Annotated in this window: 19 protein-coding genes and 2 pseudogenes; 7 read left to right on the forward strand and 14 right to left on the reverse strand. The window is 67.9% G+C overall.

Annotated elements, in window-relative coordinates:
- Positions 1-268: 268 nt before the first annotated feature.
- The 4 genes from ACIOKD_RS37930 to ACIOKD_RS37945 form a co-directional block, all read right to left on the reverse strand.
- On the reverse strand, positions 269-1,096 hold the full coding sequence (locus ACIOKD_RS37930) for an ABC transporter permease (RefSeq protein ID WP_402092728.1): 828 nt from the start codon (positions 1,094-1,096) through the stop codon (positions 269-271).
- The gene (locus tag ACIOKD_RS37935) at positions 1,093-2,022 is read right to left on the reverse strand and encodes an ABC transporter ATP-binding protein (protein WP_402092849.1); all 930 of its coding nucleotides are present in this window, start codon (positions 2,020-2,022) and stop codon (positions 1,093-1,095) included. Before ACIOKD_RS37935 ends, ACIOKD_RS37930 begins: the two co-directional genes overlap by 4 nt.
- Before the next feature lie 523 nt (positions 2,023-2,545).
- A complete protein-coding gene (locus tag ACIOKD_RS37940) occupies positions 2,546-3,352 on the reverse strand; it encodes a GNAT family N-acetyltransferase (RefSeq protein WP_402092730.1) in 807 nt (268 codons plus the stop codon).
- Positions 3,353-3,664: 312 nt separating this feature from the next.
- On the reverse strand, positions 3,665-4,657 hold the full coding sequence (locus ACIOKD_RS37945; RefSeq protein WP_402092733.1) for a LacI family DNA-binding transcriptional regulator: 993 nt from the start codon (positions 4,655-4,657) through the stop codon (positions 3,665-3,667).
- Positions 4,658-4,985: 328 nt separating this feature from the next.
- Here ACIOKD_RS37945 and ACIOKD_RS37950 point away from each other — a divergent pair, with 328 nt between their 5' ends.
- The 3 genes from ACIOKD_RS37950 (at position 4,986) to ACIOKD_RS37960 (ending at position 8,826) form a co-directional block, all read left to right on the forward strand.
- The gene (locus tag ACIOKD_RS37950) at positions 4,986-6,704 is read left to right on the forward strand and encodes a discoidin domain-containing protein (protein ID WP_402092736.1); all 1,719 of its coding nucleotides are present in this window, start codon (positions 4,986-4,988) and stop codon (positions 6,702-6,704) included.
- Positions 6,705-6,826: 122 nt separating this feature from the next.
- Positions 6,827-8,197 (forward strand): DUF1996 domain-containing protein, encoded by a 1,371-nt coding sequence (locus tag ACIOKD_RS37955; protein ID WP_402092739.1) that lies wholly within the window; start codon positions 6,827-6,829, stop codon positions 8,195-8,197.
- An 11-nt stretch (positions 8,198-8,208) separates the two neighbouring features.
- On the forward strand, positions 8,209-8,826 hold the full coding sequence (locus ACIOKD_RS37960; RefSeq protein ID WP_402092741.1) for a DUF305 domain-containing protein: 618 nt from the start codon (positions 8,209-8,211) through the stop codon (positions 8,824-8,826).
- A 461-nt stretch (positions 8,827-9,287) separates the two neighbouring features.
- On the opposite strand, the gene ACIOKD_RS37965 is transcribed toward ACIOKD_RS37960, so the two are convergent.
- The 4 genes from ACIOKD_RS37965 to ACIOKD_RS37980 all read right to left on the reverse strand — a co-directional run bounded on the left by ACIOKD_RS37965 (position 9,288) and on the right by ACIOKD_RS37980 (position 12,630).
- Positions 9,288-9,626: a MerR family transcriptional regulator gene (locus ACIOKD_RS37965; RefSeq protein WP_402092742.1), complete on the reverse strand. Its 339-nt coding sequence runs from the start codon at positions 9,624-9,626 to the stop codon at positions 9,288-9,290.
- A 691-nt stretch (positions 9,627-10,317) separates the two neighbouring features.
- Entirely contained in the window at positions 10,318-10,557 is a 240-nt protein-coding gene (locus ACIOKD_RS37970; protein WP_402092744.1) for a hypothetical protein, read from the reverse strand.
- Between the two features lie 219 nt (positions 10,558-10,776).
- Positions 10,777-10,902: a hypothetical protein gene (locus tag ACIOKD_RS37975; RefSeq protein WP_402092746.1), complete on the reverse strand. Its 126-nt coding sequence runs from the start codon at positions 10,900-10,902 to the stop codon at positions 10,777-10,779.
- Between the two features lie 426 nt (positions 10,903-11,328).
- Positions 11,329-12,630 (reverse strand): lanthionine synthetase LanC family protein, encoded by a 1,302-nt coding sequence (locus ACIOKD_RS37980; protein WP_402092748.1) that lies wholly within the window; start codon positions 12,628-12,630, stop codon positions 11,329-11,331.
- A 206-nt stretch (positions 12,631-12,836) separates the two neighbouring features.
- Between ACIOKD_RS37980 and ACIOKD_RS37985 the strand changes: the two are divergent.
- Positions 12,837-13,967, forward strand: a pseudogene (locus ACIOKD_RS37985) (transposase); the annotation flags it as partial.
- A gap of 23 nt (positions 13,968-13,990) precedes the next feature.
- Here the strand turns inward: ACIOKD_RS37985 and ACIOKD_RS37990 are convergent.
- Positions 13,991-14,503 carry a hypothetical protein gene (locus tag ACIOKD_RS37990; RefSeq protein ID WP_402092750.1) on the reverse strand — a complete coding sequence of 171 codons (513 nt, stop codon included), beginning with the start codon at positions 14,501-14,503 and terminating at the stop codon, positions 13,991-13,993.
- A gap of 447 nt (positions 14,504-14,950) precedes the next feature.
- Here ACIOKD_RS37990 and ACIOKD_RS37995 point away from each other — a divergent pair, with 447 nt between their 5' ends.
- On the forward strand, positions 14,951-15,691 hold the full coding sequence (locus tag ACIOKD_RS37995; protein ID WP_402092752.1) for a GAF and ANTAR domain-containing protein: 741 nt from the start codon (positions 14,951-14,953) through the stop codon (positions 15,689-15,691).
- Between the two features lie 18 nt (positions 15,692-15,709).
- A complete protein-coding gene (locus ACIOKD_RS38000; protein ID WP_402092754.1) occupies positions 15,710-15,943 on the forward strand; it encodes a hypothetical protein in 234 nt (77 codons plus the stop codon).
- A gap of 174 nt (positions 15,944-16,117) precedes the next feature.
- On the opposite strand, the pseudogene ACIOKD_RS38005 reads toward ACIOKD_RS38000, so the two are convergent.
- The 5 genes and pseudogenes from ACIOKD_RS38005 to ACIOKD_RS38025 all read right to left on the reverse strand — a co-directional run.
- Positions 16,118-16,482: pseudogene (locus ACIOKD_RS38005) on the reverse strand (transposase); the annotation flags it as partial.
- Positions 16,440-16,751 carry a helix-turn-helix domain-containing protein gene (locus ACIOKD_RS38010; RefSeq protein WP_402092850.1) on the reverse strand — a complete coding sequence of 104 codons (312 nt, stop codon included), beginning with the start codon at positions 16,749-16,751 and terminating at the stop codon, positions 16,440-16,442. The gene ACIOKD_RS38010 and the pseudogene ACIOKD_RS38005, both read right to left, overlap by 43 nt.
- Before the next feature lie 211 nt (positions 16,752-16,962).
- The gene (locus tag ACIOKD_RS38015; protein WP_402092757.1) at positions 16,963-18,099 is read right to left on the reverse strand and encodes a PQQ-dependent sugar dehydrogenase; all 1,137 of its coding nucleotides are present in this window, start codon (positions 18,097-18,099) and stop codon (positions 16,963-16,965) included.
- A gap of 678 nt (positions 18,100-18,777) precedes the next feature.
- Complete coding sequence (locus ACIOKD_RS38020) at positions 18,778-18,993, reverse strand: hypothetical protein (RefSeq protein WP_402092851.1); 216 nt, start codon at positions 18,991-18,993, stop codon at positions 18,778-18,780.
- 445 nt (positions 18,994-19,438) lie between these two features.
- Complete coding sequence (locus tag ACIOKD_RS38025; protein WP_402092759.1) at positions 19,439-19,828, reverse strand: peptidoglycan-binding protein; 390 nt, start codon at positions 19,826-19,828, stop codon at positions 19,439-19,441.
- Between the two features lie 493 nt (positions 19,829-20,321).
- Here ACIOKD_RS38025 and ACIOKD_RS38030 point away from each other — a divergent pair, with 493 nt between their 5' ends.
- Positions 20,322-21,119, forward strand: coding sequence for a helix-turn-helix domain-containing protein (locus tag ACIOKD_RS38030; RefSeq protein WP_402092762.1), 798 nt, complete (start codon positions 20,322-20,324; stop codon positions 21,117-21,119).
- Positions 21,120-21,133 lie beyond the last annotated feature (14 nt).

Below are 21,133 nucleotides of genomic sequence, written 5' to 3' on the forward strand. Positions count from 1 at the left end.
TCTTCGAGGTCCTGTTCTCTGCCGGGTCCCGCGGTCAAGTTCCCGTCGTCCGTCCGCTGGGCGGGCCCGGACGGCCTGCGGGTGGGCCGGGGGGCCTCTGGTGCGTGTTGACAGTGTGCCGGGCGGAAGTCCTCGTGCTGGACGTACGTGGGCTTTCGCCCGGTGCGGCGAGCGGGTCCCCCGGCCTGAGGTCGGGGGACCCTGCCGGGCGACATCCGGCTGGGGGCACCTCCCGGCCGAAGGCTGGGGGGGAACATGCCGACAGTCCTCAGGCGTCGGTGCGCCGCAGCCGGATGGCCGCTGCGCCCGAGGCGAGGGCGACCCAGCCGGCGAACACCGCGAGTCCGGCCGCAGGCGAGAGGGAACCCGACTGCTGGTGCAAGGAGAACACGGCCTCTCCGGCACTGCTGGGGAAGTACGGCTGGAGCGAGTCGGACAGCAACGAGATCAGGTTGGGCAGGATCATCATGATGCCGACCAAGGCGGTGATGCCCCCGGCAGGAGAGCGCACCAACGCACCCAGGGCCACACCGAACACCGCTACGAGGGCCAGGTAGACGCCGGCGCCCAGCAGGCTTCGCACCACACCGTCATCTCCCAGCGACATGGCGATCTGCTCGTCGCTCAGGCTGCCCGAGCCCAGCAGGAACGCCATCAGCGCGCCGACCGAGGCGAGCACCAGCACGAGCGGCCCCACCACGGCGATCTTGGCGAACAGCACCGGCAGCCGTCGGGGAACGGCGGCGAGAGTGGAGCGGATCATGCCCGTGCTGTACTCACCCGCGAACATCAGCACTCCGAGCGAGCCCACGACCAGCGACGCGAACGTCGCACCCATCAGAGCCAGGCTGACCGCGTCAGCGGCGCCTTCGGAGGCCCATGGGCCGTCGGTGCTCGCTCCCGGGGCCGAGGAGTACGTATAGGCGGCCATCACCCCGAAAATGACCAGTATGACCACGGAGACACTCAGGGTGATCCAACTGGAGCGCAACGACCAGAACTTGGCCCACTCCGAACGTAGTACTCCCCGGTACGTCACCTTGCCGACCGTCGTCGTGGCGCCGGGCGTCGTGGCAAGTGCGGAGGTGGTCATCATGCGGCCTTTCGGTCGGTACCCGCGGGGGCGCTGTGGTATTCCACGGCCTCACGGGTCAGGTCCATGAAGGCCGTCTCCAGGGAAGCGGCCTGCGGGGTCAGCTCATACAGCGGCACCCCGTGGGAGGCTGCGATCGTGCCGATCTCCCGGGCGGTGCGCCCGGTGACCACCAACTCGACCGCCAAGTCGGAGGTGATCGTCACATCCGGGCCCTCCAGCAGCGGGCGCAACCGCGCCGCCTGGTCGGTGACGACCTTCACGCCTCCTCCACCGGCCGACTGTATGAAGTCATCCAGCGTGGTGTCCACGAGCACTCGTCCGCGGCCGACGATGATCAAGTGGTCGGCGATCAGCGCCATCTCACTCATCAGGTGCGAGGAGAGCATCACCGCGCGGCCCTCGTCGGCGAGCTCGCGCAGGAGGTTGCGCACCCACCGCACGCCCTCCGGGTCCAGGCCGTTGACCGGCTCGTCCAGCATGACGATGTCCGGATCGCCGAGGAGTGCCGCGGCGATGCCGAGCCGCTGCCCCATGCCGAGGGAGAAGGCGCCCACCCGCTTGTCGGCCACACTGGTCAGCCCGGCCAGATCGAGCACCTCGTCCACCCGGCGGCGCGCGATGCCGTGCGTGTGTGCCAGCGCCAGCAGATGGTTGCGCGCGCTGCGTCCCGGGTGGACGGACTTCGCTTCCAGAAGACTGCCGACCTCGTGCAGCGGCGCCGAGTGCTTCGCATAGGCTTTCCCGTTGACGGTGACCGAGCCCCCGGTGGGGCTGTCCAGGCCGACGATCATGCGCATGGTCGTCGACTTGCCCGCACCGTTGGGGCCCAGGAAGCCAGTCACCTCGCCCGGTTTGACGGAAAAGCTCAGCCGATCAACGACTGTCTTGTCTCCATACTTTTTGGTCAGCTCCTGCGCTTCGATCATCAAGATCACCCTTCCTTGCTTCGATACCGGTCACGACCGGGCCGCGACCGATATCGAAGCTACGGGCGGGAGAACCCGGATCGTTGGGACCGGGGGCGACTCTTCAGCGGGCCACTGGTACCGGGGTACCAACGATCCACCGCCAGTCGGCGCCTGCCCGAGCGCGCACACCGCCGTGCGTGATCCCCGGCTCGCGTGAACCCCGGCTCGGCGTCGTCGATCGAAAGGCTGCCAGGCCGTGCCGGCCCGGGCCAGTCGTGTCGGCGATGCCGAACGTCCAGGGTCCGGCGGCCGTCCGATGGGCTCGTGCGAAGGGCCGGTGACCACCCAGACCGCCTCGATGGCGTCGACCGCGAACCTCAGGATCGTCCGGCAGGCCGTTGTGGTCTGCGCCAGGGCGGGATCGGCTGCGACGACCGTCGCCGGCGACTGAGCGTGGCCGGCCTCATCGCCTTCCCGTGCTCCCGCAGCGCGGGCGTTTCGTCGAGCATGCGCCGCATCGCAGCGGCGCTGTCCGCCGACCCTATTCGAAGAAGTGGCGGCGGTAGCGCGGGTTCATATGGTCCAGGGACAGAAGCACGTAGAACGAGGCCACTCGGGCGTCCGGATCGTACGCCGGCTCACCACACACCCAGCTGCCCAACCGCAGGTACCCGCGTAGCAACGGTGGCATGACCAGACCGTCCACATCGGCGGTGTCGTCACTCAGAAGCGGCTGATGCGCGGTGACTCGGAATTCGGCCGGGGCCGTGTACTTCGTGCGTATCGCGTTCCAGGTGAACGCGGGTGGGCCTTCGTCGCCCCGCAGGTGAACCCAGGCACAGCCACCCAGCCAGCGGTGCCCGGTCCGGCGCATGTACTGGCCGATGCCGCTCCAGATCAAGTTGATGACCGCGCCGTTTCGGTGGTCGGGGTGCACACACGAGCGTCCCGTTTCCACCAGATCCGCGGCGATGGGTCGCAGGGCACCGAGATCGAAGGTGCGGTCCCCGAACCGCTCCCCCACGAGGGTTGCGCAGCGCGGTGACATCATGCGGTATGTTCCGACGATCTTCCGGCTGCTGTTCTCACGCACGATCAGATGGTCGGCATGCGCATCGAACTCGTCGGCATCCAGGCCGCCCACCAAAGTGGACATGTGCGTGCCGAACTCGGCTGCGAACACATCGTGACGCAGCTGCTGGGCTTCGCTCACTTCATGCCGGTCGGCAATCGTCAGGGTATAGCCCGGAGCGAAGGAGACCACTGCGGATTCGCTGTCTCCCGCGTCGGTATCGGCGGTGAGCCCGCTCGGGTCACCAGTGCGCGCAAGACGAAGATCCTTGCTCATACTTCGCGTTCCTCTCCGCTTGCATGCCTGCGCAGTCGGGCGACGCAGGACGGCTGTCGGTGCGGCGCCATGCTGACTGCGGCACATGAGCGGGCGGACCGGCGTGGTCGCCGCGACGTTGAAGGTCATGGTGTCAGAGGTACGAAGCACACCTGATCGAGGGGCCCGTCACCTCGATTCCGCCATCTCCTGCGCTGCGGCTGGTCACGGGACCTCGGAACAAGTGCTCTGCGGCAGGACACGCTCCAGGAAGGACCCGACGGAAAGGTCCGTAGGACCTGCAGCCGTGCTGCCGGGACATCAGTCGCGCGATCAGGTCGATTCGCGTACCACGAGTTCGTTCGGCATGATCACCGGGTCTGTGGGGCCGCCGTCTATCAGGCTGAGGAGCAGGTGGACGGCCGCGGTCGCCTGGTCCGCCATCGGGCTGCGTACCGAAGTGAGTGCGGGGCTCGTGTAGGACGCGGCCTCGATGTCGTCGAAACCGATCACCGCCACGTCCTCGGGAACGCGTCGGCCCGCCTTCTGGAGGGTGCGCAGAGCTCCGATCGCCATCAGGTCGTTGGACGCGAACACCGCGTCGAGGTCGGGATCGTCCTCCAGGAGCTGACGCATGGCTTCGGCGCCGGAGACTCTCGTGAAGTCGCCCAGCGCCACGATCGATCGACGGCCGGTGTCTCGCAGAGTCCGTCGGTAGCCGTCGAGGCGTTCACGCGCCTCGTAGAGTTCGAGCGGCCCGGTGATGGTGGCGATCCGGCGCCGGCCGCGCTCCAGAAGGTGACGTACGGCCAGTGCCGCTCCGCCGGCGTTGTCCAGTGCCACGTACGGGACGTCCTGTGCGGAGGTGCGGTTGAAGGACACGACGGGCAAACCCTGCCGGGCGAGCGCGGCCGGCAGGGAATCCGTACCGTGCAGGGCGACCAGGAGCACGCCGTCCACGTGTCCGCCGGCGATGTACTGCACCACCCGGGTCCGGCTCTGGTCCGATTCCGCCAGCATCAGCACGAGCCGTTTGCCCGCCTTCTCCAGCTCCCTGCTGACGGCGCGGACCACGGCGGAGAAGAGGGGGTCGTCGGAGACGACTCCCTGCGGCGGGTCGGAGACCACCACGGCGAGGGTGTCGGTGCGGCGGGTGACGAGGTTGCGGGCCGCTCCGTTGGGCACGTAACCCAGTTCGTGCACCGCGCGCATGACGACGTCCCGGATCTCCGGGGCGACCGTCGTCTCGCCGTTGACGACGCGGGAGACGCTCGATTTGGACACGCCCGCCCGCGCGGCGACCACTTCCAGAGTGGGGCGTTTCATACCTGTCCGTCCCCTGTGCCGCCGCCCGGGTTCGTGCACGGGGCGGGTTTTCTCATCAGGGCGACCTCCGGCTCAGCGTCATGACGTTGTAAGCAGCGTATCCGCAGGCCGGGGCGTCATGAGCATGTCCAAGCACCCTTCGCCCTCTGAGCGGCCCTCGGGCCGACAGTGCGCCACGAGCGTCGTGAGGTACCGCTCCCTGCAGAAGTCGTTCGCGTTACACCGCTGTTCTTCCGAGGTGAAGCAGCTCTTGACAGCCTTCACGCGCCCCTCCATTCTCCCCTTCAGGGAGCGCTCCCTCACCTCTCCCCCACTTGAGGAGTCGCCCATGCACGCCCCGCTGCGTCGCTTTGCCCTATTTCTGACACTTGCGGCCTCACTACTCACTTTCATCGCTCTCCCCGCACCTTCCGCACAGGCTGCGGAGGTCCTGCTCTCGCAGGGAAAGACCGCCACCGCGTCAAGTACCGAGGGAGTCTTCAACGCTCGGAGTGCCGTCGACGGAGACCCCGGGACCCGGTGGTCCAGCGCCTTCGCCGATCCGCAGTGGATCCAGCTCGACCTCGGGGCAAGTGCCGAGATCAGCCGGGTCGTCCTCAACTGGGAAGCCGCGTACGGCACGGCGTTCAGAATCGAGGTGTCGAGCGACGCGCAGGGATGGACCAGCGTCCACCAGACGGCCACGGGCACCGGCGGCACCCAGAACCTGACCGTCTCCGGCACGGGCCGCTATGTGCGTATGTACGGGACACAACGTGCCACCGCCTACGGCTACTCGCTGTGGGAGTTCCAGGTGTACGGCACCGCCGGCGGTTCCGGTGGCGATCCCGGCAGACTGCTCTCCTACGGCAGACCGGGCGCGGCCTCCTCCTCCCAGAGCGACGGGAACTGCTGGGAGTGCACACCGGCCAGGGCGTTCGACCGTGATCCTGCCTCCCGCTGGGCCACCAGCTCCACCACCGGCTGGACCGACCCGGGCTGGGTCTCCATCGACCTCGGCGCGACGGCACAGATCGACAAGGTCGTCCTGCAATGGGATCCCGCCTACGCCAGGTCCTTCCAGATCCAGGTCTCACCGAACGGCACCGACTGGACGCCGATCTACTCGACAACGTCCGGCACGGGCTTCAAGCAGACACTGACCGTCTCGGGCACCGGCCGCTACGTGCGCATGTACGGCACGGAACGCGCCACCCCCTACGGCTACTCGCTGTGGGAGTTCCAGGTGTACGGCACCGGTGGGGACCCGATCACGCCCCCGCCCCTGCCGAGCGACCCCGCGAACCCGCCGCGGCTGGTGTGGAGCGACGAGTTCGAGGGCGCCGCGGGCGGCAGGCCCGACGCCTCGAAGTGGCGGGCCGACCCGGGCACCGGGCCGAACAACGAACTGGAGTACTACACCGACCACCGCAACGCCTCACTGGACGGGTCGGGACACCTGGTGATGGAGGCCCGCAAGGAGGCCACCGCCGGATCGTCGTGCCCGCGCGACCCGTTGAGCGGCAGCACCACCTGCCAGTACACCTCGGCGCGGATGAACACCGGCGCGACGTTCCAGTTCACCTACGGGCGCGTCGAAGCACGCATCAAGGTGCCCAGGGGCAACGGCCTGTGGCCCGCGTTCTGGATGATGGGCGCCGACTTCCTGACGGGCCGGCCGTGGCCGTACAACGGCGAGATCGACATCGTGGAGGTCCTCGGCAAGGACGTGAAGACCGCGTACTCGACCGTCCACGCGCCTGCCTACAACGGCGGAGGCGGCATCGGTTCGCCGTACACCCTGCCCGGAAACGCCGACTTCTCCGACGACTTCCACACCTGGGCCGCCGACTGGAACAGCAAGGGAATCACCTACAGCCTGGACGGCCGGACCGTCTTCTCCCTCGACAAGGACCAGGTGGAGCAGACACGCGGGCCGTGGATCTTCGACCACCCGCACTACATGATCCTCAACCTCGCGGTCGGCGGTGACTGGCCGGGCCCGACGGATGCCGGCACTCCCTTCCCGTCCAAGATGCTCGTCGACTTCGTACGGGTCTACCAGTAGCCCTCGGTTCCCGGGCCGCTCCGCTCCGTCCCTTCGGGCGGAGCGGCTCTCCGGCAGGCAGCAGCCCTTTCGCCCAGTACTTCGCCCCATCCCTTCACCCCCGATGTTCGTGAGGAAGTGAGATGCGCAGATATCGCGTCCCTCTGTACACACTCTTGGTGAACGCCCTGGTGGTCGTGTTGGCCGCCGCCCTGAGCCTGACCGTCTCGACCCAGCGGGCGCAGGCCGCGACGGTCACCGTCCAGGCCGAGTCCTACGCTGCCCAGTCGGGCGTCGCGCTGGAGGCGACCGCGGACATGGGAGGCGGGCAGAACGCCGCGTTCCTCGCCGACGGCGACTGGATGCGGTTCGACAACGTCGACCTCGGTACGGCCGGCCGGCTGACGGTGTCGGCCCGGATCGCTTCCGCCGTCGGCTCGGGCACAGTGGAGCTGCGTACCGGCAGCCTCACCGGACCGCTGCTCGCGGTCATCTCGGTGTCGCCGACCGGTGGTTGGCAGAACTGGGCGACCCGGGACACCGAGGTCTCCAGCCACCCCACCGGTTCGCAGACGGTGTTCGCCGTGTTGCGCGGCACGGGGTCCGGTGACTTCGTGAACATCAACTGGTTCTCCTTCGTCGGTGAGGGCGGCGGCGCGGCGCCCGGCTGGGTCCCCGTCAACCAGGCCGAGTGGAACGCTCAGCTGAGTCAGTTCCGTGCGATGACGCCGGCCGCGGTGCCCGGCGGTGTGGTCCGGGTACCGGAGTTCAACGCCACCTGTACCTACAGTCACTCCAAGCCGGACGACCCCATCGTCCTGCCGGGTCTTCCCGGTGCGTCCCACATGCACAGCTTCTTCGGCAACAAGAGCACCGACGCGTTCTCCACGGCCCAGTCGCTGCTGGCCAACAGGCCGACCAGTTGCACCCCTGCCGACGACCTCTCGGCGTACTGGATCCCCACCCTCTACGAGGGCGACAGGGCCGTCGAAGCCGAGGGCATGATCGTCTACTACGGTTCCCGGCTCCCCGACCCTTCGGCGACCGTGCCCTTCCCGGAGGGGTTCCGCATGATCGCAGGTGACGCCAAGGCGCAGACGCCCACTCCGGCGGGATCGACCGGTCAGTACTGGTGCTCCGGCGAGGGCGGTGAGACCGGCCGCAGCGCCGACGGCAACTGGCCGGTCTGCGCCCCGAAGGCCCACCTCACCCACCAGCTCGTCTTCCCCGACTGCTGGGACGGCAAGAACCTCGACAGCCCCGACCACAAGTCGCACGTGGCGTTCACGTACGACGGCAGGTGCAGCGGCGCCTACCCCGTGGCCATCCCCAACCTCTCCTTCGTCGTCAGCTACCCGACCAGCGGCAGCGGCGCGGGCTTCCGGCTGGCCTCGGGCATGGCGTCGTCCATCCACGGCGACTTCTTCAACGCCTGGGACAACGCCGCTCTCGGACACCGTGTGAAGGACTGCATCACCCAGAGGGCCAAGTGCAACTCCGCCGGCACCTTCTGACCCTGTGGTCGGTGTGCGCCGCGGCTGTGGCACTGCTGGTTGTCGGCTGCACCGCGCAGCCGACAACCGGCGGTACCTCGCCGGGAGCCGCGGCGTCGCGGACATCGGCCTTCAACGCGACCGACACCGCCTGGATCCTGCTGATGATCCCCATGGCCGAGCGTGCCCGGCAGCTGACCGACCTGGCGCCCTCCCGCTCGGCAGACCCGGCCGTGGCCACGCTGGCGTCGAAGGCCGGCTCGACACTGCGCGAGGACCTGCGTCGCCTGCGCGCCGCGCTGAAGCTCTCAGGCGTCCCCGACACACGCCCCCACGAGGGGCACAACATGCCGGGCATGGTCGGCCTCGACACCCTCGACAAGGCAGCCGCCGCGAAGGGCCGGCCGTTCGACCGGATCCTCACCGACGCGCTGCGGGCCCACTTCACGCAGTCCCGGATGCTCTGTGCCGGCGAGCAGAACCAGGGCCGGGCCGACGAGGCGACGGGACTGGCCGCGGCCATCGCGAAGAGTACGTCCCGACAGATCTCCGGACTGGACACACTGCGAGCAGCACGTCCTGCGACGCCCGGTAACCACAAGACCACAGTGAAGCCTGACGGCCCGCACAGGACCGCGACCACCAGGTGAGCCGGCTGCACTCCCAGCGCAATGCCGAACTACGAGGCGGGGCGCACTCTCAGCCCCTTGCTTCGAAGTGGCCGCGGGAGCGGACGGTTTTGCGGAAGCTCGCGTTGACGATCGCGATGCTGTCGGTCGTGCACACATGCGGCGTATCGCTGCATCCAACCGAAGGAAAGGCAACCGAAGGAACGGCGTGAACTCGGGCCGGCTGGCCCCCCAGAGACGCACGATCGCCGGGTACCTCTTGCCCCGGGCCTCGGTGCGTTCCAGAACCGATAGCGTCAATGAGGACACCGGGCGGACGCGGTCGAGCGGCCGGTTCTGCCGTCCCGTCGTGCCATCCATCACCTTGTCGGTGCTCGTGCGTGCTGATGCTCGTCTTGGACATGTCCACGCCGTAGATCTCGGCCAGGTGTACACGGTGGAGTTCGTACGACCACCGGCGAAAGAGGAATCGACCCAAGAGCTCAGGCCACTTTCCCCGCATGCGGTTCTCGTGCCGCACGGTGATGCTCGGCGTTGATACGGCGGGCTTCCTCAAGCTGGTCCTCAAGGATGACGATGCGGCAGGCCGCTTCAACGGGCATGCCCTGGTCGACGAGTTCGCGGGCGCGAGCGGCGGTGCGCAGCTGATAGCGGGAGTAGCGGCGGTGGCCGCCCTCGGAACGCAGTGGAGTGATCAGTCGGGCCTCCCCGATGGCGCGCAGGAAGCCGGGGGTGGTGCCGAGCATCTCGGCGGCCCGCCCCATCGTGTAGGCGGGGTAGTCCTCGTCCTCAAGGCGGCCGAACGTGTCGTCTGCTGTCACTTGCACCTCTCTGTGCTGTTTGTGGAACACGCTTGAGGGGCCCTGGCGCCTATGGCACCAGGGCCCCGAAGGAACTGCTACACCATCCGCCGGCCTCAGTGCTGCGCCGGCCTTCTGTTTCCGCATGCCCGACCGAACAGCTGTCGGGACTGCTGGGATCGCGGTTGCTTGACCGGAGACCACCTCACTATCGATGTCCTGCGGTACCCGGGCCCATACGTTCCGCCCGGGCGATCCTGATGGTGTTCGGCTCCTCCGTTTCTTCCCTCTTGCGCAACTTTTCCTACGTGGGAACTGCCTTTACCACTGGTGGTGCGAACTGCTTGGCGGCCTGCGTCAGCGCCGCTCTTCGACAGCCAGCCCCGTCGCCCATCCTGCGTCTGCTCCGGGCTTGGAACCCCACTGCCGAACTTCCCGGTACGCGCGCCCGCAGCCGACGCCTTTACCGAGGTGCTGCCTCGTACTGCACTGCTGGATTCTGCATACTTCACCTGCGGGTACTGCTACCGCATCACATGCGGTCCTGCTTGCGGCGGCCCCTGATCACTGCGAGCCACCCGGTACGGCCGCCAGTCCCGTCGCCGTCCTGCAACCGCTGGCTCCGGAACTCCACCACCGCACCGCCCTGCATACCGCAACTACGCACTACTGACCGGCAGTTCATCTCTGCCAGGCCTTGCCGTCTCTCTGGCTACGAGAAAAACCATACCCACACAGCCGCCCAATGTCTACTCTTGCCAACATAGATTTTCGCGTTTTCGACGGCCGGGTAATCGGCCTCGAACAGCACGAGAAGCAGCGGTGGGCGCAGAAGTCGGACGGGACCGGGTGAGAGCGAAGAAGCGGGTGTGAGCGAAGAGGCAACGGGCATCATGAGCCAGGCCGTGAGCTGGAACTCCGTCACCGACCAGGCACGGGTGCTGCCGGTCATCGCACGCCTACGGACCGCCCGGCTCGTGACATCGCCGCCACCTGCCGGATCAGCGAACGCACCGCTCAGAGCGCCGTCCTCGACCTTGAGCAGGCCGACTTAGTCAGCCGCGTACATGTCGCGTTCGCGTTCGCGTCCGAGGTACTGGGCGATGTTCCGAAGGCTGGTCAGGTCGGCAGTACAGGTGACTGCTTCGATCCAGGTGGGCAGCTGGTCGCCTTACAGGTGGGCGACCGTGTGGCCGAGGGAACGTACGTGCTCGGAGAGCGCCGTCAGTTCCGGGCCGTCGGCCAGGACGGCTTTGGGCCGGCGTCCGTCGCCGTCTCCGGAGACCCCACTCGTCACCCGGCGCGACCAGGACTACGCAACGCCGGCCCAGGTGGCATGCTCGTTCTGCGCACTCCTGTGACCCCCGCCCGACTGCGGTTCCTGGGTCTGGGTCCAGGATGCAGCCGAGCGCGTCGGACCAGGCGGCGTCCGCATGAGGTGCACTCAGGCCTGCGGCGTGTGGTCGCAACGATCACCGTACGGGCGCGCCGGGTCCGGTTCCGGCCGGTTGCCTCGGTGTCGTGATCAACCGTGGCTCAACAGGTGAGACCGCGCCACGGACCCCGCACTGCGCGAAGTCGAGCAGACGCTGAGTTCCTGACCGCCGGGGTTGCCCGGCATGGGTGATGCATGCCCGACGCCGGCCAGGGACGATGAACAGCCGCCCGAAAGCGCCGAGGCGCTGCTCAAAACTCGCGGCGATCAGACCGATGCTCCGGCGGCTCACCCGCCCCACCGCCGCTCGTCCTCGGCCGGGCGAGCCGCTGAGAGCGTCCTGAACGTGCTGGTGGGTGGGTGGTCCGGGAACGGGACGGCGTAGCGCGGGTCGCGGTCCGCGGTGATGCGGGCGTGGCGCAGGAGCTCACGGATGATGCCCGCGTTGCCCATGGCCCAGCCGGTGGTGGGGGCAAGGTCACTGGGTGTTGCCCGGTGTTCGACGTTGGACCAGCGGGTGCCGTCGGCGTCGGTCGTCGCGCGGGCCGCGAGGTCGGCGACGAGGAGGTCGGCGAAGTCACGGCCGTCGCCGCGTTCGACTTGACGGTCGCAGGCGAGGGCGAGGACGCCTGCGGTGCCGCAGCAGCGGCCGTTGTTGTCCCAGAAGCCGGGGCGGAGCCGTCGTGGGATGCCGGAGTTGACGACTGTGTGCCAGCAGCGGTCGACGAGGGCGGGCCAGGCGGGATCGTCGGGCAGGACGTGCGTCAGTAGGCGGAATGCCTGTGCGTCGCCGGTCGGGCCGTGGCACCAGCCGTAGTTGTGGCGTGCGATCGTCTCGTGCTGCTGTTGCGGGTCGGAGTGCCCGACGAGGAAGCCGTCCGGGCCGGCTTCGTTGCGGGAGACGACGTCGGCGGCTCCGGCCACTGCGAGGTCGATGAGGTCGGGTCGGTCGGCGGCCCGGCCCACGGCAGCGAGCGCGTAGACGATGCCGAGGGTGCCGTGCGACATGTGATGCATACGAGGGACCGTGTCGGCCTCGATCTTCCACTGAACGCCGGCCGTGGTGGGCTCAGCAGCGAGCGCGTAACGGTCGACCGCCAACTGGGCGAGGCCGAGATCGCCGCACTCCAGCGCGGCGAGCGCTATGCCGGCGTTGCCGAGGATCAGCTCGAACCAGTTGTTCCACCCTGCGCCGTCGTAGCGGGACCGCAGGATGTCCAGAGCACGGTCGGCGGCCGTCCCCGCCGCGCTGTCACCGAGCACACAGTGCACGCCCCGCAGGGCGACGGCCATGCCGGCCACTCCGCTGTAGAGGCCGCTGTCCTCCCAGTTGTCGACCGCGTCAGCGACGCTACGGGCACCGCGCAGAGCCATGTCCGCGTACCGGTCGTCGGCAAAGTACCGCCATGCGTCGAGGAGAGTCGGCAGCACCCCCGAACTTCCGTTGTACAGGTGTGGCGTGACCTGGTCGTCGGCGACAGTGTTCGGCCAGGCCGCACCGCCGTCGATGTCCCGCGCAGCCTTCATCAGCCACTCAAGGGCCCCGACGGCAAGCGACTCCGCGTCATCCGGTGCACCAGTGGTCATCATCGGCCTAGCGTTCCACAGAGCTGAGCCACCCCACGACCCACATCAAGCCGTCTCCAGTTCGGAAGATGCCCCCACGCCGCCACGCCGCCGCCAAGCCGAAAGGTTCAGATCGACAGCAACAGACGCGCAGCGTGCGCGACTTGTCGCCCCCGCCGCCGTGGGCCTCCCCTTCGAGACCCTCGTCTTCGCCACCCTGCGCCGGGAAGCACCCGACGCCGGACCGTTCGTTCTGCCACACCTATGGCCGGGGCAAGAACGAGCACCGGATGATCCCGGGCTGGCCGTACTCGATCGTTGCGGCACTGGAGGTGGGACGCACCTCCTGGACCGCGCTGCTGGACGCGGTCCGGCTGGAGCCGGGCGCCGACGTCGCGGCGGTCACCGCCGTCCAGGTCCGTGAGGTCGTCGAGCGCCTGGTTGCCGCCGGCCAGTGGAAGCCCGGCGGCCTGGCCATTCTCTTGGTCCTGGACGCCGGTTACGACGTTCAGCGCCTGTCGCTCCTGCTGACGGACCTACCCCTTGAGCTGTTGGGCAGACTACGGTCGGACCGGGTGATGCGCAGGCCCACGCCGCCGAGGATCTACGACCCGAAGGGCGGGCGGCCGCCCAAGCACGGCGGAGAGTTGGTATTCGGTCAGCCGGACACCTGGGGCGAGCCCGACGTCCGGACAGTCATGGAAACGGAGCGGTACGGCACCGCGGTGGCCACTTCCTTGGACCGGCTCCACCCGCGGCCGACCCGCCGCGCGGCCTGGCTCACCCACCGGGACGAGCTGCCGATCATCGAGGGCGCCGTGATCCGACTCAAGGTCGACCGCCTGCCCAACGGAGCGGACCCCAGACCAGTTTGGCCGTGGTGGTCGGGCACCGGCGCGAGCGAGACGGATGCCGACCGGCTCTGGCACGCGTTCCTGCGCAGATTCGATCTTGAGCGCACCTTCAGAATGATCAAGCAGACGCTCGGGTGGACCCGCCCCAAGCTCCGTGATCCCGAGGCCGCCGACCGGTGGACTTGGCTGATCGTCGCCGCTCACACCCAACTCCGTCTCGTCCGCGGCCTGGTCACCGGTCTCCGTCGTCCCTGGGAACGGCCAGCTCTGCCGAGCAAGCTCACCCCGGCCCGGGTCCGGCGCGGGTTCAGGAACCTCCGTATGCAGTGCCCCCTGCCAGCCCGTGCGCCCAAACCCACCCACCCCGGCCCGGGCCGCCCGCTCGGCGTGAAAAACCGACGCCGGGCCACCGTTCAGGACATCGGTCTGATCCTCAAGACCGGAGAAGCGCATTCACGCCCCAGTCACCACAAGAAGGGCACCAAGCCCAGACGCGTCACGGAATGAGCGGCAGGCTCGGTGTTCCCGGATCAGGCGCGGAGCAGTGAGGCGTGGATGCGGGCGATGGCCCGCAGCACCTCGTCGCGGTTCTTGGCCTGCTGCATCCATGCAGGCAGGCGGGCCACCACGGTCATCTTCCGGCCGTGGTCGTGCCAGGGAATCCCTTCACGCAGCGACGCCTGCACGAATCGCCTGATCAGGTCCAGGTGCTCCAGGCTGTAGGCCCATACCCACCCGTGCCGGGATTCGGTCTGCAGCCACAGGCGAACGCCGAAGTACGGGTCCGTGGCCGACTCGTCCCGGTCCCGGTGCCGGTGCAGGGCCACACCTCCACGGCTCCATTCCTTCACCGCCCCACAGTTCCGGCAGACGAGACGCCTTGGTGCAAAGAGCTCCGGATCGTGCACCCCGGCCGGCTCCGGACCTGCCACGACGCGCGCGACCTTCTCGCAGCCGGGACAGCACACGAGGACCGACGCGAGAAAGTCGTACTTCGTGCTGCGCGGGTCCCGGAACCGATGGTGTGTGGAGATCGGGCTCATCAGACCAGTATGCGAGCCAAGCACCGAAGGCTCCCACGGGATAAATCTCAAGTTGAGTGCCTGATCGCAAAGCTTGGCTGCGTGTTTCCCATCGCAGGACTCGAACTGGACTATTTCCGGGTGGCGGGTGGTGGTTTCTTCGGGGAGTCGTTTCGTGCTGACTTCGGGAGTCACTCCGTGGCCCATTCGAAGGTCGGCGCCGATGACCCCTGATATCACTCGCTTGCGCGAAAGTCGCTCAGCCTGGTGTCTGAAGGTTCGAAATTGCTACTTGTGTACCAATATTGGGCGCGTCGGCTCGCAGGCGTGGGATGGGTGGGAGGGTGGGGTTCGAAGCGGCTGAGGGCCGGGAGTGTGAGCGTGGGTGGGTTCCGCCCGTCTCGTGTCCCGGTGCCGGCCCGGAAGTGAGTGGTTGTGCCTGAAGACCGTGAACGTAGTCTGCTGCGCTTGTTTCTCGAAGCGGCGGACACCCTCGTCGACGACTTCGACCCCGTCGAATTCCTGATGAACCTGGCGGACCAAGCCGCTGTGCTGCTGGGGGTACCGAAGGTCGGAATCGTGCTGAGGAGCAAGGAGTCCGCGCCTTTACCGGTGGCTGCCTCCGGCGACGACACCGAACTGCTGGACCTGCTGCGCTACCACCACGAACAGGGGCCCTGGCTGGACTGCTCTCATACGGAGCAGCCGGTTCTGGCAGCCGGCTGGGACGACATCGAGCGCCGCTGGCCCGCTGTGGCGGCGGACCTTCAGGCGCTGGGGCATTCGCGCATCACCACGCTGCCCATGCGGCTGCGCGAGGAGACGATCGGTGGGCTGAGCCTTTTCCATGACCATCCGGTAGCCGCCCGTGATGTGTACCTGGCGCAGAGTCTGGCGAACATGGCAGGCATCAGCCTGCTCCAGCAGCGGGCCATCGCGGAGGGTGTGACCCTCAACGGTCAGCTCCACCGGGCGCTGGAGAGCCACCACCGGATCCAGCAGGCGAAAGGTTTCATCACCGCACGCCTCTCCATCGACCCCGAGGAAGCCTTCAGGCTCCTGCGCGACACAGCCCGCCATCGTCGGCAGCTGTTGTCCGTTCTCGCCGAGCAGGTCCTCAGCGACCCCCGGGGAACGGACCTCCTGCTGAAGGCGCCGGATACAGAAGCCGCCCCCGGTTCGAGAACTCCCCGACCCTGTAGCACGTAACGTCATAAGAACCCGGCGATGCCAACGTCATACGATCCCTCCTTTCCCTCTCTGTCCCCGCAGAAGTTCATGGTCCAAGAGGTCCAGACCCGCTTCGACACCCATGCACGCATCCGCGGCACGCGTGGCAGTCGCCTCCCCGCCTCCAGGGTCGGCCCGCGCGACGAAGAGCGCGCCTTCGGCGACCTCCAGCAGGCCTTCACACGGCTCCGCGCGTTTTCCCGGGAGCAGGACAAAGGGAAGTACACCTGACCCGGACGGGCCCGCGGCCGTCGGCCCAAACCGACAGCCGCGGCCTGCCTGCGCGGGATGGGGAAGGCCTGCGGACGCGGGGGGTCTCCGTGGGGCTGCTGATCGTCAACGCCGAGATGATCAGTCCCGTTGAGCCTCGTGGGCGGCCGGCTGTCCCCTCCTGCGAGAACTTCGGCGCGAGATTCGCCTGGTCATCAGGGTGATCGCGGCCCAGGTGATCAGTGACTCCGAATGCTGGATGAGCCGTTCGTAGTCACAGGTGTGCCGGCGCGCGTGCATGCCCCAGGCGTGGGAGCGTTCGACGACCCAGCGCCGGGGCAGGACGACGAAGCCGGGCACGTATTTCGGGCGGCTGACGGTCCTGGTCGTCAGGTTCAGGTATGTCTTCGCCAGATCACGAGCTGTCCCGCGTAGGCGGAGTCGGCCCAGACGATGGTGATCTCGGGGCGCATCAGCCGCAGCCGGAACAGCACTCCCCTCGCCGCGTCGCGGTCGGTCATGTCAGCCGGAGTGACCATGGCGAGCAGCGGCAGCCCTCGGTGTCCGCTTCTCTGAACCAGCCGTCTGCGCGGCCAGCGCTGTCGAGAAGCGGGGAATTCCCAGCGGCACCGCTGCGGGCACCACCAGGTCCCTTGGAAACCAGAGCCTGCCGCCCGCCCGAAGCCAACGCCCGCCTCCAACGGTTCGCCGACATCCGGGTCACCCTGAACTGCCGGGCCACCTCGCGGTCACTGGCCCCCGCCTCGATCAGATCAGCGGCCGCCAACCGGACCCGCTCACGCCGAACCCGCTCCTCCGCCGTCGGAATACCTCATCCTCATCCCTCCGGCATGGCGCAGCCCGCGACAACCGTCACGACCCCACGTAACCCGCACCCTTGCAGATCTCTAGTGAGCGTTGATGATGAACTGCCTTGAAGGAACGCCTGCCGCCGCACTCACAGACGTCTCGAAGTGCAGCGCGCCAGAGTACTGGCGGCACGGTATCGGGGCCCGCGCGGGCCCCAACACCGGGGGCCGTTACGCGGGGTCGAGGCGGAAGACGCTGCCGCCGCTGGCGAGCAGATACAGCTCGCTGTCGCCGCCCTGAACGAACGAGACCACTTCACCGGCGTTGACTTCAAGGTCGCTCACGCCGGTGACCTCGCCGTTCTCCATCTGTAGCGTACGGACGGTTCCGTCACAGTAGTCACTGAAGACGTACCGCCCCTTGAGGTCCGGAATCTCATTGCCTCGATAGACGTATCCACCGGTCACCGAGCAACCCAGGCCGTTGCGGTCGTACTCGTAGACCGGCGGCACGTGGTTCTCGGGCTCCGTGCCGCCCCGGAAGGGGTGGTTTCCCTCCATCTGGGACCATCCGTAGTTTTCGCCGCCCTCGCTGTCGGCCGGGGCCCAGTCGATCTCCTCCCAGTCGCTCTGACCGACGTCACCGATCAGCAGATCGCCCGTGCCCTCGTCGAAGGAGAACCGCCAAGGGTTGCGCAAGCCGTAGGACCAGATCTCGTCCTTCGCGTTCGGATCGTCAAGGAACGGGTTGTCCGGCGGAATCGCGTACGGCTCGCCACCCTTCGGGTCGATCCGCAGCAGCTTGCCGAGCAGCGTGTCGAGGTTCTGCCCGTTTCCGTGGGGGTCACCGCCTGAACCACCGTCACCGAGTGCGATGTAGAGGTACCCGTCGGGGCCGAATTTGATGTCGCCGCCATTGTGGTTCGGATAGGGCTGCGTCTGGGTGAGGACCGTACGCCGGGTATCCGGCTGGATACTGCCCTCCTGGACAGCGAACTCGTCCACCGTGCTGGTGCCTTCGAGGTCGGTGAACGAGATGTAGAAGTGCGCGAACTCCTTGTCGAAGGCGATGCCCAGCAAGCCTCGTTCGCCGTCGGTCGTGGTCTCGTCGGACACGTCGAGGACGGGCTGGCCGAGACCCTGATCGTCCAGGACTCTCACAGTTCCCGCGCGTTCGGCTATCCAGACCGTGCCGTCGGGACCGGCAGCACCGGCGGTCGGGCTCTGGGCCGTGGTCAGCCTCGTGAGGACGACCGTCGCGGCCTGATCCGGTGATACGGATTCATCGGCGGAAGCTGTGGTCAGTACGAGGGAAGCGAGGAGGCAGAGGCTGCCGACGACCGCCGAGCTTCTGGTGCGAACTTTCACCGTGATCCTCCTGGAGGCGGCGAATCGGTAGGTCACGCAGTTGCTGGGGCGGAGTGCGGTTGGTGTCACCCGCGCCGGCACGCAACCTGGGTGGGGGGATGGTGTCCTACTGTCAACGCATGAGGATACTGGGATTGCCGTGGCTGTTGGAGGCGAAAACTGCCTACCTTCGACTTCGACCTGTTCCTGTACCCAACAGCGCGTGATGTCGCCCCTATCGCCGCCGGTCCGGCACCATTCCGCCCAGTGATGCGGTCCAGTGATGCGGTCGGAGGCGGCTCCTGTTCGGTGCACCAGCACGACGGTGGCGCGGGGGCGGGGAGCCCGGTTCGGCCACCTCTGCTCGATGCACCGCCATCAGCAGGGGTTTCGGGAGCAGCTGGTTCGTGGAGGCCCGGACGTGGCCGAGATGAGCGAGAAGGTGCTGGCGAGGACCGCGAGGACCGCGCAGATCACCATGCCGAAGCCCACCGGCGGAGCGGTGAGCGAAAGCGGCGCCCACCGCGGCCGGAGTCCGGGCCACGGCCGTGCTGAAACCCGCCGACGGGCCGCACTCCGGGCCCACCGCCGTAGCGCCCACGAGCAGGATCGCGTTGTCGAGGCAGGACAACCACTCCGGAGGACGAGCCGATAGGCCGAATCCGCGTCGGCCGAGTTCGGGGGCCGGTTGTGTCCAGGTCACGGACTGCCGGTACGGGAAACGCCCTGTGCCAACTGTTCCAGGGCGTCGAGGACGCCCTGGCCGAATGTCGTGGGGGCGATCAGAATGCCGAAGACGAGCACGATGACCACGGTCAGCTTCTCGTCGTTACGGCTGCGGGCCTGAGTACGCCGTCGCAGCCGCAGGACGATGATGAGCGCCAACAGCACCGCGACGTTGATCGTCAGTAGCATCGGGCAGCCCTCCCCGGTCATGCGCGAGCTCCTTCAGGTGTAGTGCGAACCTGCGAGGTCTGTCGGCACACACGCCCCGAAATGGCGCTAAAGCACGCCTCGACGACCGAATCCCATGCCACGTGCAAACCCGCGGAGCACATGCTCGGGCGGCAGGCTACAGAGCCTGATGCAGCGAACCATGGTGCGGGCACGCACGCTGTGCGAACCGGGGACCACCCGTGCACGGCCGCATCAGGCCCGGCACCGAGATGTCGGTACCGGTCCTGATGCGCTGCGCCGAAATCCTGGGTCATTTTGCACGGGGTGCGCTTTCCGTACCATGCCCGAGTTTTCCGGGTATTCTGAGAATTTCCGGATGAGTGCTCGCCGGGTTCCGCACGCAGGTGATCACGAGCGTGAGCCGCGGCGGATCGCGGGCCTCAGCGCCGCGGTACTCGGTCGCTCAGCAGAACGCCCTGCTGTCGGCCGCGAAGCGCTGGAACGCGGCCCGAGTTCCAGATCCGGCGATGCCGGCGATCGGGCCGGCGCAGCCCTGGTGTGCCGTGAGGTTGTGCTGCATCGCCTTCCAGCTATTGGTTCCCAGTTGTCCGTCTTGTCGGTCTTGTTCTTTGATAGCGCCGGTGTAGACCCGGAAGTCCTTGAGGCAGCACTGGACGTACCCGACCTCCGTGGTGTTCAGGCCGAGGTTGACCACCGCCAGCGGGGCGGCCTCCTGGGAGATCGCCGCGGACTTCACGCTCGGACCGGACGCCGCGAAGCCGACGCCCGCGGTGGCCAGGCCGCCTGCGGCAAATCCCAGAGCCGCGGTGACGCTGACAAGTGTCCTCGCCAAAACTCGCGTGTGTTTACCTTCGGATCACAGGGCGACATCTGTCGGGGCTGACGTCGTGCGTACCGACCGCTGCCCCTTGACGCCTCGTCCTCTCCCCCGGGGAGGACGAGGCGCCGTCCATGGGGCGTGCGGCGCGGTGGATCGTCGTGGCAGACCGCCGGTCCCGCTGTGGTGCCGCTCCGCTTCCCGGCGCGGGGTGGAGCGGAGCGAGATGAAGCGGCGCGGGGTGGACCGCGCCGCCCGTTGTGCACCACAGACACTGCGCGCCAACTCACCTTCCGCACCAGTGCGGTTGAGCGACTCGGGCGCGCTTGGGACGTCCCGGCGGCCGACCTGCGGAGACTCCGGAGGAGACGCGGCGTCAGTGGGACGCCGGGACGGGCAGAAACGGCTGAAACGGTTCGGTCGCTCCTCCGGTCCCTGCCGCGAGAGGGAACTGGAACGGGAAAGTACGACATCTTTCTGTGCGGGACTTCAAGACGTGGGGTGGAACATGTCTCGATGGAAGAAGCTGCCCGACTCGCTCGACCCGCAAGTCCGGCAGTTCGTCGTACAACTGCGAAGACTCAAGGATCACAGCGGCCTCGGACTGGCGACACTGGCCGGCAGAACGGCGTACAGCCGCTCCTCCTGGGATCGCTATCTCAACGGAAAGGCGCTCCCTCCGGCCGAGGCGGTCGAGGCTCTGGCCCGGGCCTGCGACACCGACCCGGTACGGCTCGTCGCCCAGTGGGAGGTGGCCGCGGAGGCATGGGGCACGGCACCGGAGGCCGGGCTCTTGCCGGGACCGGGGCCTGAGCGGGAGTCAGGGCCCGATGGGGCCGTGGCCGGTCACCGCGCCACACGGGTGCCATGGCTGGCGGTAGCGCTGTCCAGTGCCACCACGGCCCTGGTGATTCTGGCTGTACTCGCATGGGTGGCGCCGTGGGAGGACGACGACGGAGAAAAGGGCGGAAACGACAAACCGTATACCGGCGAATCCCACCCGAAACTTGGGGAGTTCGTCTATCAGCCGGGCAAGGAATACCGCTGCAGGGTGAAGCGCGACAACGACGGCCTCCTTTACGCCGGCTACAGCCGTACGCGGATAGAGCTCATCCAGCAGTCGTCCACCCGGTGGTCGGTGGTGGAGGCTCAATGTCTCCTCAAATACCACCACCAGTCACCCGGTGCGGCCGACGGAGTCTTCGGCAGTGCGACCGAACGCGCGGTGAAGCGCACACAGGAGAAGGGGAAGGTCGCGGTCGACGGAAAGATCGGGCCGGACACCTGGGGGGTGCTGCGGAAGTGAACCAGGAGAGGGAG

The organism is Streptomyces sp. NPDC087844 (assembly GCF_044742785.1).
GTDB lineage: Bacteria > Actinomycetota > Actinomycetes > Streptomycetales > Streptomycetaceae > Streptomyces.

Excerpts from the sequence above, each read along its gene's own strand:
- ACIOKD_RS37930 (WP_402092728.1), bottom strand. The coding sequence starts at position 1,096 with ATGATGACCACCTCCGCACTTGCCACGACGCCCGGCGCCACGACGACG.
- ACIOKD_RS37935 (WP_402092849.1), bottom strand. The coding sequence starts at position 2,022 with ATGATCGAAGCGCAGGAGCTGACCAAAAAGTATGGAGACAAGACAGTC.
- ACIOKD_RS37940 (WP_402092730.1), bottom strand. The coding sequence starts at position 3,352 with ATGAGCAAGGATCTTCGTCTTGCGCGCACTGGTGACCCGAGCGGGCTC.
- ACIOKD_RS37945 (WP_402092733.1), bottom strand. The coding sequence starts at position 4,657 with ATGAAACGCCCCACTCTGGAAGTGGTCGCCGCGCGGGCGGGCGTGTCC.
- ACIOKD_RS37950 (WP_402092736.1), top strand. The coding sequence starts at position 4,986 with ATGCACGCCCCGCTGCGTCGCTTTGCCCTATTTCTGACACTTGCGGCC.
- ACIOKD_RS37955 (WP_402092739.1), top strand. The coding sequence starts at position 6,827 with ATGCGCAGATATCGCGTCCCTCTGTACACACTCTTGGTGAACGCCCTG.
- ACIOKD_RS37970 (WP_402092744.1), bottom strand. The coding sequence starts at position 10,557 with ATGACCGGCAGCACCCGTGCCTGGTCGGTGACGGAGTTCCAGCTCACG.
- ACIOKD_RS37980 (WP_402092748.1), bottom strand. The coding sequence starts at position 12,630 with ATGATGACCACTGGTGCACCGGATGACGCGGAGTCGCTTGCCGTCGGG.
- ACIOKD_RS37990 (WP_402092750.1), bottom strand. The coding sequence starts at position 14,503 with ATGAGCCCGATCTCCACACACCATCGGTTCCGGGACCCGCGCAGCACG.
- ACIOKD_RS38000 (WP_402092754.1), top strand. The coding sequence starts at position 15,710 with ATGCCAACGTCATACGATCCCTCCTTTCCCTCTCTGTCCCCGCAGAAG.
- ACIOKD_RS38020 (WP_402092851.1), bottom strand. The coding sequence starts at position 18,993 with ATGCTACTGACGATCAACGTCGCGGTGCTGTTGGCGCTCATCATCGTC.
- ACIOKD_RS38030 (WP_402092762.1), top strand. The coding sequence starts at position 20,322 with ATGTCTCGATGGAAGAAGCTGCCCGACTCGCTCGACCCGCAAGTCCGG.